At 66.4% G+C, this 12,981-nt stretch carries 15 protein-coding genes; 1 reads left to right on the top strand and 14 read right to left on the bottom strand.

Features of this window, described 5'->3' with window-relative positions; all coding sequences use genetic code 11:
- Position 1 precedes the first annotated feature (1 nt).
- On the bottom strand, positions 2 to 547 hold the full coding sequence (locus EBB59_RS04615; protein ID WP_147455508.1) for a GspH/FimT family pseudopilin: 546 nt from the start codon (positions 545 to 547) through the stop codon (positions 2 to 4).
- A 123-nt stretch (positions 548 to 670) separates the two neighbouring features.
- Here EBB59_RS04615 and EBB59_RS04610 point away from each other — a divergent pair, with 123 nt between their 5' ends.
- Positions 671 to 1,705 carry a sensor histidine kinase gene (locus tag EBB59_RS04610; protein WP_122100980.1) on the top strand — a complete coding sequence of 345 codons (1,035 nt, stop codon included), beginning with the start codon at positions 671 to 673 and terminating at the stop codon, positions 1,703 to 1,705.
- 16 nt (positions 1,706 to 1,721) lie between these two features.
- Here EBB59_RS04610 and EBB59_RS04605 read toward each other — a convergent pair whose 3' ends face one another.
- From EBB59_RS04605 to EBB59_RS04545, 13 genes are all read right to left on the bottom strand, one after another.
- Positions 1,722 to 2,231 (bottom strand): dihydrofolate reductase, encoded by a 510-nt coding sequence (locus EBB59_RS04605; RefSeq protein WP_122100979.1) that lies wholly within the window; start codon positions 2,229 to 2,231, stop codon positions 1,722 to 1,724.
- On the bottom strand, positions 2,228 to 3,022 hold the full coding sequence (locus EBB59_RS04600) for a thymidylate synthase (protein WP_122101070.1): 795 nt from the start codon (positions 3,020 to 3,022) through the stop codon (positions 2,228 to 2,230). The genes EBB59_RS04605 and EBB59_RS04600 overlap by 4 nt, the downstream gene beginning before the upstream one ends.
- Positions 3,022 to 3,906: a prolipoprotein diacylglyceryl transferase gene (gene lgt, locus EBB59_RS04595; RefSeq protein WP_122100978.1), complete on the bottom strand. Its 885-nt coding sequence runs from the start codon at positions 3,904 to 3,906 to the stop codon at positions 3,022 to 3,024. Before lgt ends, EBB59_RS04600 begins: the two co-directional genes overlap by 1 nt.
- A 58-nt stretch (positions 3,907 to 3,964) precedes the next feature.
- Complete coding sequence (locus tag EBB59_RS04590; protein ID WP_122100977.1) at positions 3,965 to 4,459, bottom strand: TPM domain-containing protein; 495 nt, start codon at positions 4,457 to 4,459, stop codon at positions 3,965 to 3,967.
- Positions 4,459 to 5,337 carry a TPM domain-containing protein gene (locus EBB59_RS04585; RefSeq protein ID WP_425451795.1) on the bottom strand — a complete coding sequence of 293 codons (879 nt, stop codon included), beginning with the start codon at positions 5,335 to 5,337 and terminating at the stop codon, positions 4,459 to 4,461. The genes EBB59_RS04590 and EBB59_RS04585 overlap by 1 nt, the downstream gene beginning before the upstream one ends.
- A gap of 38 nt (positions 5,338 to 5,375) precedes the next feature.
- On the bottom strand, positions 5,376 to 5,981 hold the full coding sequence (locus EBB59_RS04580) for a LemA family protein (protein WP_122100975.1): 606 nt from the start codon (positions 5,979 to 5,981) through the stop codon (positions 5,376 to 5,378).
- Positions 5,982 to 6,095: 114 nt separating this feature from the next.
- Positions 6,096 to 6,845: a TerC family protein gene (locus EBB59_RS04575; RefSeq protein ID WP_122100974.1), complete on the bottom strand. Its 750-nt coding sequence runs from the start codon at positions 6,843 to 6,845 to the stop codon at positions 6,096 to 6,098.
- 19 nt (positions 6,846 to 6,864) lie between these two features.
- Complete coding sequence (locus EBB59_RS04570) at positions 6,865 to 7,245, bottom strand: diacylglycerol kinase (protein WP_122100973.1); 381 nt, start codon at positions 7,243 to 7,245, stop codon at positions 6,865 to 6,867.
- A 127-nt stretch (positions 7,246 to 7,372) separates the two neighbouring features.
- Positions 7,373 to 8,608 (bottom strand): ABC transporter permease, encoded by a 1,236-nt coding sequence (locus tag EBB59_RS04565; RefSeq protein ID WP_122100972.1) that lies wholly within the window; start codon positions 8,606 to 8,608, stop codon positions 7,373 to 7,375.
- Entirely contained in the window at positions 8,605 to 9,363 is a 759-nt protein-coding gene (locus EBB59_RS04560; RefSeq protein ID WP_122101069.1) for an ABC transporter ATP-binding protein, read from the bottom strand. Before EBB59_RS04560 ends, EBB59_RS04565 begins: the two co-directional genes overlap by 4 nt.
- A complete protein-coding gene (locus tag EBB59_RS04555; protein ID WP_122100971.1) occupies positions 9,363 to 10,892 on the bottom strand; it encodes an efflux RND transporter periplasmic adaptor subunit in 1,530 nt (509 codons plus the stop codon). Before EBB59_RS04555 ends, EBB59_RS04560 begins: the two co-directional genes overlap by 1 nt.
- A 61-nt stretch (positions 10,893 to 10,953) precedes the next feature.
- Positions 10,954 to 12,255: a sensor histidine kinase gene (locus EBB59_RS04550; RefSeq protein WP_122100970.1), complete on the bottom strand. Its 1,302-nt coding sequence runs from the start codon at positions 12,253 to 12,255 to the stop codon at positions 10,954 to 10,956.
- 12 nt (positions 12,256 to 12,267) lie between these two features.
- Complete coding sequence (locus tag EBB59_RS04545; protein WP_122100969.1) at positions 12,268 to 12,981, bottom strand: response regulator transcription factor; 714 nt, start codon at positions 12,979 to 12,981, stop codon at positions 12,268 to 12,270.

The following is a 12,981-nucleotide window of genomic DNA, read 5'->3' as shown; positions in this document are numbered from 1 at the left end:
CTCAATTATCCGCCGGCGCGGAACAAGCAGCCGTTCCGCGCTGGCGCGTGGTATTGATCCGGCCAACACTGGCGCTGACATCAACGCTGTTCTCCCCCCCCAGCTCCGGCACGCATACGCGGAGGGTGCCACTGGCGTTATTGCCGGCCGACGAGAATCCATTGGACGAAAAGGTGAATCTATTTCGTGCGCCTTGAAGATTGGCGCTGGCGCGGAGTGTGACCTGGGCCGGGAGGTTGAGGTCGCGGAGAACCTGGTTGGTGCCATTTTTCGTGGACAACACGATCCAGCGATTGCCGATGGCATTGGAGCAACTCCCGCCATCGGCACTGGGACAGACACTGATAGCGGCACGCCGGCTGATGGCCTCGATGCGGCCGAACTGAAGCAGGGCCACCATCTCGTTGGCCGCCGTCGCCAGCCGGTTGCGCCGGGTCAGTTCGGCAAAACTCGGCGCCGCCAGCCCAGCGACGACCGCGATCACGGCGACCGTCACCATCAATTCGAGCAGCGTAAAGCCATACATTTTTTTTCGCGGCAGGTACACGCATCACCCCTCTGATTCCTCGTGCAAGTTATCCGATTGACATCGAGGCCAACGGACACGGCGGATGGACGGCATCGACACCCCGACAAGCGGCAGGCGCCGCTGTTTGGCTAACATGTGGCGATGCGATCGCTCTCCCACCCCGTCGACGTGCTCTGGCAGCCGAACACGCTTTTGTCAATCTTCGCGGCTGGTGGGCTGCTGGCCTTGACGCTCGCCTTGGCTTCGGGAACCGGGGAAGCACGGTTGATTCATTTCGGGCTGCTGTCGTTCGCGGTGCAGTGGGTGATCCTCTGCACCTTGTCGCTGCTATTTCTACTACGCAAGGATCTGCGCCAACGCAGCGCGCGCGAGGTCATCGCGTTCGCATTGCTGGCATTGTTGGCGGTCACACTGGCTTCCACCTGGCTGTCCTGGCAGACCACCGGCAGCCTCTGGGGCATCAGCGAAAGCGACTGGTGGCGGGGCGGCATCCGCTTCTTCATATCGATCTTTTCCGCGACGCTCATCGGCTTGCTGGCACTACGCGCGCAATGGGAATCCAGACAACTGGCCCTCCGGCTCAAGCAGGCCGAGTTCGACGCCTTACGCGCGCGCGTGGATCCGCACTTTCTGTTCAATACGCTCAATACCGCCACGGCGTTGGTGCACGTCCAGCCCGATCAGGCCGAGCGGGTGTTGCTCGACCTCTCCGACCTGTTCCGGGCGGCGCTCTCCGGCAAGGGCGAGCACACGCTGGCACGGGAGGTGGCGTTGACCGAGCGCTATCTCCAGATCGAGCGGCTCAGGCTGGGCGAGCGGCTGCGGCTGGCGTGGGACCTCCCCTCGCCACTACCGGAGCTGCCGATCCCCTCCCTGGCCTTACAGACGCTGGCCGAAAACGCGGTGCGGCACGGGATCGAGCAAATACCGGGGGGAGGCGTACTGGCAATCACCGGCGACACCCACGACGGGGGGCTGCGGCTACGTGTACGCAATCCCACGCCATCGCAGGCCGATGCCGATGCGGCGGCGGCCGGGCACCGGGTGGGGATCGCCGCCACCCGCGCGCGGATCGAGGCGGCCGGCGATGGCCGGGGCAAGCTGCATATCCGCCACGCCGAGGGGGTGTTCGAAGCGGAAATCGAGCTGCCGCCACCCGCCGACGCAAGCGGGTAAATCAGCCGGTCACGGCTCAGCCGCGATCGGTACGGGCGTAATCGACAAAATCGAAAGCGTAGGCGTGGCGGGCATCGGCCGGATGATGCTCGCGGGCGGTTTCCCGCCAGCCGGCCGCATCGAAGCGCGGGAAATACGCATCGGCATCGGCGGTAGTCGCATCGACCCAGGTCAGATGCAGGCGTTCGGCCAACGGCAGGCAGAGCGCGAACACATCGCCTCCGCCGATCACCGCCAAATCCTTCGCGCCATCGGCTTCTGCCATCGCAAGCGCCGCGCGCAGCGAGGCCACCACTTCCATCCCGGCAAACGGCGCCTTGCCGCCACGGGTCAGCACCAAGTTGCGCCGCCCCGGCAGGGCACGGCCCAGCGACTCGGCGGTCTTGCGCCCCATGAGCACCGGCTTGCCGAGCGTCAGCGCCTTGAAGCGCGCGAGGTCATCGGGCAGGCGCCAGGGCAATGCGTTGCCCCGGCCGATGGCGTGAGCGCGATCGAGCGCGGCGACGAGGGCAAGCGCGACACTCACACCGCCACCGGCGCCTTGATCGCCGCCTGCGGTTGGTAGCCGAGAATCTCGACGTCTTCGAAACGGAAACCGAAAACGTCCTTCACTTCCGGGTTGAGGCGCAGCTTGGGCAGGGGGCCGGGCAGGCGCGCCAATTGTTCGCGGGCCTGCCGGCAATGGTTGGAATACAGATGCGCATCGCCCAGCGTATGGACGAAATCGCCCACCCCCAGGCCAGTGACCTGCGCAACCATGTGGGTCAGCAATGCGTAGCTGGCGATATTGAACGGCACGCCGAGAAAGATGTCGCCGCTGCGTTGGTAGAGCTGGCAACTGAGCCTGCCATCGGCCACATAGAACTGGAACAGCGCATGGCAGGGCATCAGCGCCATATCCGGCAGGTCGGCCACGTTCCAGGCGCTCACGATCAAGCGGCGCGAATCCGGGTTGCGGCGGATTTCGTCCACCAACCAGGCGATCTGGTCGATCTCGCCGCCCCGGCCATCGGCCCAGCGCCGCCACTGCTTGCCGTAGACCGGGCCCAGTTCGCCGTTTTCATCGGCCCATTCGTCCCAGATCGACACCTTGTTTTGCTTCAGGGAAGCGATATTGGTCTCGCCCCGCAGGAACCACAGCAATTCGTGGACGATCGAACGAAGATGCAGCTTTTTGGTGGTGAGCAGCGGGAAGCCTTCACGCAGATCGAAACGCATCTGCCAGCCGAACACGCTGCGGGTGCCCGTGCCGGTACGATCGGATTTCTCCACGCCGTGGTGAAGAACGTGATCGAGCAGCTCCAGGTATTGGCGCATCAGCGCTTCTCCGGCGGCAGCCGCGGCTGCGACACGGGTTGCGAGCGCGACTTCCACAGCCAGTACAGCCCCAGCCCGATCAAGGGCAGGCTGAGCAACTGCCCCATGGTCAGCCAGCCGAAGGCGAGGTAGCCGAGCTGGGCATCGGGCAGGCGCACGAACTCCACCGCGAAGCGGAACGCACCGTAGAGCAGCGCGAACATCCCGCTCACCGCATAGCGCGGCCTCGGCTTCGAGGAATACCACCACAGCACGGCGAACATGACGATGCCTTCCCAGGCCATCTGGTAGAGCTGGCTGGGATGGCGGGCGTACTGGTCGAGCATGCCGGATTCGTACATCGCCCTGAGCGGACCGGCCGGCAGGGTGGCGATCTCGGCGGGCAGCGCGCCCGGGAAGATCACGCCCCAGCCGCCATCGGTGGGCTTGCCCCACAACTCGCCGTTGATCCAGTTGCCGAGCCGGCCGAAGCCCAGCCCCAGCGGGATCAGCGGGGCGACGAAATCCATCACGTCGAAGAAGTGCCGCCGGTGCTTGCCCGACCACCACAGCGCGGCGAGCAGTACGCCGATCAGGCCGCCGTGGAAACTCATCCCCCCCTTCCACACCTCGAACACCTGCAACGGGTGGGCGAGGTAGGTCTGTAGATCGTAGAACAGGATGTAGCCGACACGCCCGCCCAGCACCACGCCCAGCATGCCGTAGAACAGCAGGTCGCCGAAGGCGGTCTCGTCGATACCTGGCAGGCGGCCTTGGCGGATACGCCGACGCCCCAACCACCATGCGCTGGCGAAGGCCAGCAGGTACATCAGGCCGTACCAGTGGATTTTGAGCGGGCCGAGCTGGGCGGCAACGGGATCGAGCTGGTGCAGATAGGGCGACATGGGCGGCTTCGATGACGTGACCCGGACATTTTGCCCGAGCGGTGCCACAAGCGCGAAGTCAGCGCAGGATCACCGGCGCGTTGGGCAATTCGTCCTCGTCGGTCTCGCCCTTGCGCGGCGGGAAATGCTCGGCCAGCAACTCGCCGATGCGGCCCACGCCGTCGATGATCGCTTGCTCGCACTCGCCGGCGCGCATGCGCGCCTCGAGCGCCTGGCAGATGCCGCGCCACTGCGCTGGGCCGACCCGCTCGCGCAGGCCGCGATCGGCGACGATCTCGATACGGTGATCGGCCAGCAGCAGATAGATCAACACGCCGTTGTTGGCCTCGGTATCCCAGACCCGCAACGCGGAGAAGCCATGCTCGGCGCGGCGGCGGGAATCGACTCCGGCCAACACATCGCGCCAGTGCAGGGCAGATTCCACCGCGAAGCATATCTCGCCACGATGCCGGCGCTCACTCGCGGCAATGGCATCGTGGATGCGCCGCAGGCTTTCGGGCGGAAACAGCCGATGCGCCGAGGACGCGAACAGATGACGAAGAAGCCGCTTCATCACCAGCTCCCCGATGCGCCGCCGCCGCCGGAGCTGCCACCGCCACCCGACCAACTACCACCGCCGCTACCACCGCCCGACCAGCCACCACCACCGCCACCCCAGCCGCCCCAATCGTTGTCGCGGGCGTAACGGCCGCCGCCGCCCGCGCCGAGCAACCCAATGAAGAAGCCGATCGCCGCACCGACGCCGCCGACCAGCAACGCACTGGAAATCACCCAGGCAATCAAGCCCGCGCCGCCGCCGGACGCCAGTGCGCGCGCACCCGCCGGCAATCGACCGAATACCCCGCGCAGCACGTTGGCGGCGGCGAAGGCGAAGAACAGCGCCATCATCCAGTTGCCGGCGTTGTCCGGGGCGGGGCGATGGGTGGACACCGGCGCGGGCAATGGCTCGCCATCGATCAGCCGCACCAATTGGCCGGTGGCATCGACGATACCGCCGGCGAAATTGCCGTTTCGGAACTGCGGCACCAGGTATTCCTGGATCACCCGGTTGGCGGTGGCATCGGGAATCGCGCCCTCCAAACCATAGCCGGGCTGGATGCGCACCCGGCGGTCGTCTTTGGCGACGATCAGCAGCACGCCGTCATCGACGCCCTGGCGGCCCAGCTTCCACTGGTCGAATACCCGCTGCGCGTACTGAGCGATGTCCTCGGGCTGGGTGGTCGGCACCATGAGCACCTGCAACTGGCTGCCCTTGCGCGTTTGCAGCGCCAGCGCCTGCCGCTCCAACTCGGCGCGGGTGGCGGCATCGAGGGTGCCGGTGCTGTCGATTACCGGCGAATCGAGTGCGGGAATCGGTGCCAGCCGCTGGGCGTGCGCCGGCCATGCCAGTGCCACCAGCAGCAGGCCGCACATCGCCATGAGCCGGTGCAGGCGATCCACCGCGAGCCTCCCGTCAGCCCGGCGGCAGATCAGTTAGCCGGCGCCGTGGCGGCCGGCGCACCGAAATCCACGGTGGGCGCCCGCTGAATCTGCTGCTCGTCATCGACGCCGAAATTCGGTTTCGGCTTGTAGCCGAACATCATCGCGACCAGATTCTGCGGGAAGCTGCGAATGTAGGTGTTGTAATCCTGCACCGCGGCGATGTAGCGCTGGCGCTCGACCGCGATCCGGTTCTCGGTGCCTTCCAACTGCGCCTGCAATTGCAGGAAGTTCTGGTCGGCCTTGAGTTGCGGATAGTTTTCCGCCACCAGCAGCAGACGGCCGATGGCGCCGTTCAACTCGCCCTGGGCCTGCTGGAACTGCTTGACCGATGTCTCGTCCGAGGCATTGACGTTGATGCCACCGACCTTGGCGCGGGCATTGGTGACTTCGGTCAACACGCGTTCCTCGTGGGCCGCATAGCCCTTGACCGTGTTGACCAGGTTCGGCACCAGATCGGCGCGGCGCTTGTACACGTTCAGCACCTGCGACCACGCGGCCTTGACCGCCTCGTCCTTCCGCTGGATATCGTTGTAACCGCAGCCGGACAGGAACGAGGCCAGCAGCACCACGGCTAGCATTCGCATCGCGCGCATGGGGGAATCTCCGCTTTCGATGCGCGGCACCGCGCCGCGCGTTCAGGTATTCAAGTTGCCGTGATAGGCGTTCAGGTGAAGTGAAAACCCGTGGCCACGGGCATCATGCCGGCATCACCATTTGCCGGCACCAGGTACGCGATGGGCGATGGCGCGGCGACGCATCAGCAGATTCAGCCATTCCACCATCACCGAGAAGCCCATCGCGAAGTAGATGTAGGGCTTGGGTACATGGGTGTCGAAGCCATCGAGAATCAGCACCGCGCCGATCAGCAGGATGAAGGCCAGCGCCAGCATCTTGACCGTCGGGTTGGCATCGATGAAGCGGCCGAGCGGGTTGGCCGCCAGCAGCATGATCGCGACCGCCAGCAGGATGGCGAAGACCATGATCGGAATGTGCTCGGCGATCCCGACGGCGGTGATGACCGAGTCCAGCGAGAACACGATGTCGATCACCGCGATCTGCGCGATCACCACCCAGAACACGCCCGACGCCTTGCTGGTGGTCGGGTCCTCGTCCTCGCCGCCGGTGATGAGTTCCCTGATTTCCATCGTGCCCTTCACCAGCAGGAACAGGCCGCCGACGATCAGGATGATGTCACGCACCGAGATCCCCATCTCGAAGACATGGAACAGGTCGCGCTCCATCCGCGCCAGGAACGCCAGCATCACCAGCAGGCCGATGCGGGTGACGCAAGCCACCGCGATACCGATCTTGCGGGCGATCGGGCGCTGATGTCCCGGCAATTTGCCGACCGCGATGGAAATGAACACCAGATTGTCGATGCCCAGCACGATCTCCAGCGCGGAAAGCGTGATGAGGGTCAGCCAGGCATTCGGGTCGGCTAGGAAACTCAGGTCCATCGGCAATACCTTTTCTTGATCAGAGCCAGCGGGGCAGCAGGATGGCGCCCCAGACCAGCAATACATTCATCGTCAACACGAACACCGCCGCCGAGCCCATGTCCTTGGCGCGACCGGCCAGTTCGTGAAACTCCGGGCCGTAGCGTTCGATCACCGCCTCCACCGCCGAATTGAGCAGTTCGGTGGCGATCACCAGCAGCATCGAGCCGACCAACAGCGCGCGCTCCACTCCATTCTCGCCCAGGCGAAAGCCTATCGGCGCCAGCACCGCGAACGCCACGACCTCCAGCCGGAACGAGGACTCGTGCAGCCAGGCCGCGCGCAGCCCCTTCGCCGACCAGATCGCCGCCCGCCACAACCCTCGCGGGCCGCGCGGAAAATGGCCATAGCCGTCAGCCACGGGCACGGTTCCGGAACGGCTGTCGGCAATCGGGCACGGTCATGGGGTCATTCGGCGAGGCGGGAACCGGTAATTCTGCCATACCGGGCAGCGCCGCCGGCGGGCGAGGTTGCCGACCACCGCCACGCTATTGCTGCCGCAGCGCTTCGATCGGGTCCAGCAACGAAGCCTTGCGTGCCGGGTAATAGCCGAAGAACAGCCCGGTGGCGACCGAAAACGCCGCCGCCAGCCCGACCACCCGCATGTTCAACGCGACCGGCAATTCGCTGAATTCAGACACCAGCAGCGCCCCGCCGATGCCGATCACGATGCCGATCACCCCGCCGATCAGCGAGATCAGCATCGCCTCCATCAGGAATTGCCGGCGCACGTCCGATGGACTGGCGCCGACCGCCATCCGCAGGCCGATCTCCTTGATCCGCTCCGTGACCGAGACCAGCATGATGTTCATGATGCCGATGCCGCCGATCACCAGGCAGATGCCGGCCACCGCGCCCAGCAGTTTCGACATGAGGTTGGTGGTGGCGGTGCGGGTGGCGACGATCTGGCTGATGTTACGCACGTTGAAATCGTCCTCGGCGCCGGGCCTGATCCGGTGGCGCTGGCGCAGCAGCGCCTCCACCTCGACCTGCGCGTAGTCCAGCTCGCGGGCATCGGCCACCGTCAACGCGATCTGCATCACCGCGCCCGGCGACAGCCCCATGTTGCCCATCAGGCGACGGCGCGCGGTCTCAAGCGGCACCATCACCACGTCGTCCTGGTCCTGGCCGAAGCCCCCCTGCCCCTTTGGTTGCAAGGTGGCGACCACGGTGAAGGGCGAGCGGCCAAGGCGGATGGTCTGGCCGATGCCGGAATCCTCGCCGAACAACGTGCGCCGCACGGTATCGCCGATCACCACGTTACGCGCATTGCCACCGTAATCACCGGTATCGAACAGGCTGCCCTCGGCCACCTGCCATCCGTTGATCACGAAATAGTCCGGCTGCACGCCCTGCCAGTTGGTGGAAGCGTTGTTCTCGGCGTACACCGCCTGGACGTTGCCACGCAGTGCGCCGGCCACGTACTGCACTTCGGGCACCTCGTCGCGGATCGCCCGCGCATCGTCATCGGAGAGGGTGAAGAAGCTCGATGCGCTCATCCGCGCGCCGCCTGCCCCGCGCCGGCCGGCCGGCGAGATGTCGAGCCGCTGCGAGCCGAGGCCGGAGACCAGCTTGTCGATCTCCTCCCGCGTGCCCTGCCCGACCGAGACCATCACGATCACCGCGGCAATGCCGATGATGACGCCAAGCGAAGTCAACGCGCTGCGCATCCAGTTGCCCCGGAGTGCGTGGAAGGCGGTGCGGAGGATGTCGAGCCAGCTCACTGACCGGGCACCGGGAAGACTGATGGCGATGCGCCGGCGAGCGCCGAATGGGCGTCGTCGGCCTCGTGCAGTTCGCCATCGCGCATGACGAAGATGCGGTCGGCATGCTCGGCGACGTGCGCATCGTGGGTGATCAACACCACGGTGCGGCCCCCGTCGCGCAGGCGTTTGAACAGGGCGAGGATTTCCTCGCCAGTCTTGCTGTCGAGCGCGCCGGTCGGTTCGTCGGCCAGCAGGATCGGGGGCGAATTGATCAGTGCGCGGGCAATCGCCACGCGCTGCTGCTGGCCGCCCGAAAGCTCGTTGGGCCGGTGCTGACCACGCTCGCCCAGCCCCACCGCCGCCAGCGCCGCCCGTGCGCGTTCACGCCGCTCGGCCGGGGGCACGCGCGTATAACCGAGCGGCATCGCCACGTTGTCGAGCGCGCTCATCCGCGACAGCAGATGAAAACCCTGGAACACGAAACCGATCTTCTCGCGCCGCAACGCGGCCAGCTCCCCGGCATCGAGCGTGGAGACGTCGATACCATCGCAAGCGTAAAAACCGGCGCTGGGCGTGTCGAGGCAACCGATGAGATTCATCAAGGTCGACTTGCCCGACCCCGACGGCCCCATGATGGCGACGAAATCGCCATGCGCGATGCGCAGATCGACGCCGTTGAGCGCCACCACCTCGGACTGGCCGCCCTCGGCATAGACCTTGCGCAGGCCACGGGTCTCGATGACCGGCGGCCTGGCGTTACGCGACGCCGTCATCACCGGCCCGTCACCGCGCTGGCGGCGCGCTCGCCGGTGATCGCCTCGTCACCGGCCTTGATGTTGCCGGCCACTTCGGTATTGCTGCCGTCGGATACGCCCAGCCGGACCATCACCCGCTTCGGCTGGCCATCGGCCAGCAGGTAAAGCGGCGCGCGGCGCGCATTGATGAGCGCGTTGGTGGCGCTGTCCCAGCGCGCGCGGCGGGCATCGTCCAGACTGTTGCGGAAGCCGGCGAACTGCCGCCGGAAACGCTCACGCACGCGGCTGCGCATCTGTGCCTGCGTCGCCGCATCCGGCGCGCCGCCGCCCATGACGCGGTTGTCCTGCTGTGATGGGTCAGCTTGGCCGCGTGCCGCGCCCGTGCGCCCGGCCTGCCGCCGCCGCATGTCCGCCAGCGCCTGGTCGAAGGCGGCCCGCTGGGCCGGCGTCAGCGCCAAGCTGGCGGCGATCTTCGGCAGTTCATCGCCCATGCCGCCGCCCCGCCGGGCGGCGGACGCGCCATCCGGCGGTGTGGCGCCCATCGCTTTCAAGCGCTCATCGGATGGCTTGTAGCGCAGCGCCGCGTTGGCGATCCTGAGGATGCCCTCGCGTTTGCTGACCTCGATCTCGGCATTCACCGTCAGCCCCGGCAACAAGGTGCCGTCGCCGTTGTCCACCGTCACCACCACCGGGTAGGTCACCACGTTGCTGGTCGTGGTGGCCGACAGCCGCACCTGCTCGACCACGCCGCTGAACTGGCGATCCGGGAAGGCATCGACGGTGAAACCGACGCGCTGCCCCGGCTCGACCTGGCCGATGTCCGATTCGTCCACCGCCAGTTCGATCTTCATTTTCGAAAGATCCTCGGCGATGGTGAACAACTCCGGCGCCTGCAAACTCGCGGCCACGGTCTGACCCGGCTCGATGGCGCGGGTCAGCACCACCCCGTCCACCGGCGAGCGGATCACCGTGCGTTCCAGGTTGAGACGGGTGGCCTGGGTCGAAGCGGTCTGCTGGCGGATCTGCGCGCGGGCCACCTCGATCTGAGCCTCGGCCTGCCGCATCGCCATGCGGGCGGTGTCCACATCGCCGCGCGCGACCAGTTGCCGTTCGCCCAGCGCGGCCTTGCGGCGGTAATCGGCCCGGGCATTGGTCAGAGTGGCCGCCGCCTGGCTCAGGCTGGCATTGGCGCTGGCGATGGCCGCCGCCCCTTGCGCGATCTGTGCTTCGTAGGTGCTGGGATCGATCCGCGCCAGCACGTCGCCCTTCCTCACCGGGCTGTTGAAATCGACCCGCACTTCGGTGATCTGGCCGGAAATCTGGCTGCCGACGGTGACGGTGGAGATCGCCGAGAGCGTGCCGGTGGCCGAGATCGCCACGCGGATGTCGCCCTTTTCCACCCTGGCCGTGCGCCAGCCGCTTTCCGATTCCGCGGCGTGCTGCCTGTACCACCACCCGCCGCCCGCCAGCAGCAGTGCGCCGGCGACGACGGCCGGAACGAGGAGACGGTGGCGTTTCTTACCGGCCGAGCGGGGTTTGGACGACATCTTCGAGCCTGTTCGGGAGTGAGTGGCGCGGGGTGCGAACCGTTGCCAACGCCCGCGCGGCTCAACGGTTGACGCGGGGGATGTCGGAAAAATACAGGGTGGCGGTGGTGCCCGCGCCCGGCTCGCTCTGCAAGCCGATGGACCAGCCGAAGCGCTCGGCCAGCCGGCGCGCCAGGGTCAGACCCATGCCCTTGACGGTGTAGTCGGAAATATCGGCGCGCCAGAACGGGTCGAAGGCGCGCGCCATCGTCTCGGCATCCATGCCGATGCCGCTGTCGCGCACCTGCAACGAATCCGCCCCGACCTCGATGTCGATGCGACCGCTTTCGGTGAAGCGGCAGGCATTGCGCAGGAATTGCGAGAGGATGGTGCCGACCACCCGCGGCGGCGCGTGCACCCCGGGCACCCCCACGGCATGCACCCGCACCTCGACCGGCTTGCCTTCCAGCCAGTCGATGGCATTGGCGGCCTCCTCGTGGGCGATGTCGAGCACATCGACCGGCTCGGCATCGACCGGCACATCGGGATGCCGGGCCAGCACCAGAAAGGCATCCAGTACCTCGCCCATGTCGCGGGTGGCGGTGCTGATGCGGCGCAGCGAACGCCGCCCGCGCTCACTCAGCAGCTCGCCGGCAAGCAGGCCGCTGGCCACGCCGATCACCGTCAACGGCGTGCGCAGCTCGTGGCTGGAATCCCGGGTGAAATCACGCTCGCGCTCGACATAGGCTTCCATGCGCTCGGCCATGCTGGCCAACGCCTCACCGAGGTGGGTGACTTCATACGTATTGACATCGGCGCGCACCCGAATGCGGAAATCGGCCGCGCTGGAATGACGCGGGTCCCAGGCCAGCACCATCTCGGTGAGCCGCGACAACGGCGCCACCACCCGCTTGCTGCGCCGATACCCCAGCCACGAGATCATCGCGATGCCGATCATCGACAATCCCAGCGCCAATATCGTCGTCCAATAAACGATGCGGTCGCTCATTCCCGGCGCGATGCGCATGTACAGGCGGCCCTGGGCGCGCTCGCCGACGTAGACCAGCCGCCACGGCCCGTCCATCCGGTGAAATCCGGGAGGCAGGGAGCGCAAGGCCGGCGGCACATGGTCCGGCATGCCCCCGGTGGGCACGAAATAGGTCCCCATGCCGGTACTGTGCGGCAGCGAACCCGAGCGGTAGTGCGTGCGCCCGGCAAGATTCCAGGCGTTCTCGGCTTCGTTCAGCATGCGTTGCTGCATCAAGGCGTCACGCAACAGCAGGCTGCCCAGGCTAAGCCCGACCGCCAACAGCAGCCATGCCATGAACGCCTGCCGCAGGAAGACCCAGCGCAGCCTTTCAGACAGGTTATCGCTCGGCGCCATGCCCGGCCCCGCTCACGCTGGCGGCTGATCGATATCGGCGACGCGATAACCGGCGCTCTGCACGGTATGCAGGAGCGGCTTGTCGAACGGTTTGTCGATTACCTTGCGCAAGTTGTAGAGGTGGCTGCGCAAGGTATCGGAATCGGGCAGGCTGTTGCCCCATATCTCGCGTTCGATCTCCTGCCGGCTGACCACCCGTGGCGATTCGCGCATCAGGATGGTCAAGAGCTTCAGGCCAATCGGCGAAAGCAGCAATTCACTGCCGCCACGGGTGGCGCGCAAACTGGCCGGGTCCAGCACCAGGTCGGCCACCTTCAACACTTCCGACCCCACCTGGCGGCGCTCGCGGCGGATCAGCACCCGCAGGCGCGCCTCCAGTTCCTGGATGGCGAATGGCTTGGTCAGGTAATCGTCGGCGCCGGCGGACAGGCCGGTCAGCTTGTCGTCAAGGGTGTCGCGCGCGGTCAACATGAGGATCGGCGTCGATTTGCGCGCTTCCTCGCGCAGGCGACGGCAGACTTCCAGCCCATCCAGGCGCGGCAACATCAGGTCGAGGATGATGACGTCGTAGGTGTTTTCGGCCGCCAGTCGATAGCCATCCAGCCCATCGACTGCGTAATCGACTTCGAAACCCTTGCTTTCGAGGTATTCACCGACCATTTCCGAGATGTTGCGATTGTCCTCGATGATGAGAACAAGTCCATTGGACTCTTGTGTACTGCGCAT

Source organism: Solilutibacter pythonis, assembly GCF_003697345.1.
Taxonomy (GTDB): Bacteria; Pseudomonadota; Gammaproteobacteria; order Xanthomonadales; family Xanthomonadaceae; genus Solilutibacter; species Solilutibacter pythonis.
This window is presented reverse-complemented; position numbering and strand designations above follow the sequence as displayed.

Excerpts from the sequence above, each read along its gene's own strand:
- EBB59_RS04610 (WP_122100980.1), top strand. The coding sequence starts at position 671 with ATGCGATCGCTCTCCCACCCCGTCGACGTGCTCTGGCAGCCGAACACG.
- EBB59_RS04600 (WP_122101070.1), bottom strand. The coding sequence starts at position 3,022 with ATGCGCCAATACCTGGAGCTGCTCGATCACGTTCTTCACCACGGCGTG.
- lgt (WP_122100978.1), bottom strand. The coding sequence starts at position 3,906 with ATGTCGCCCTATCTGCACCAGCTCGATCCCGTTGCCGCCCAGCTCGGC.
- EBB59_RS04590 (WP_122100977.1), bottom strand. The coding sequence starts at position 4,459 with ATGAAGCGGCTTCTTCGTCATCTGTTCGCGTCCTCGGCGCATCGGCTG.
- EBB59_RS04580 (WP_122100975.1), bottom strand. The coding sequence starts at position 5,981 with ATGCGCGCGATGCGAATGCTAGCCGTGGTGCTGCTGGCCTCGTTCCTG.
- EBB59_RS04575 (WP_122100974.1), bottom strand. The coding sequence starts at position 6,845 with ATGGACCTGAGTTTCCTAGCCGACCCGAATGCCTGGCTGACCCTCATC.
- EBB59_RS04560 (WP_122101069.1), bottom strand. The coding sequence starts at position 9,363 with ATGACGGCGTCGCGTAACGCCAGGCCGCCGGTCATCGAGACCCGTGGC.
- EBB59_RS04555 (WP_122100971.1), bottom strand. The coding sequence starts at position 10,892 with ATGTCGTCCAAACCCCGCTCGGCCGGTAAGAAACGCCACCGTCTCCTC.
- EBB59_RS04550 (WP_122100970.1), bottom strand. The coding sequence starts at position 12,255 with ATGGCGCCGAGCGATAACCTGTCTGAAAGGCTGCGCTGGGTCTTCCTG.
- EBB59_RS04545 (WP_122100969.1), bottom strand. The coding sequence starts at position 12,981 with ATGCGCAGTACACAAGAGTCCAATGGACTTGTTCTCATCATCGAGGAC.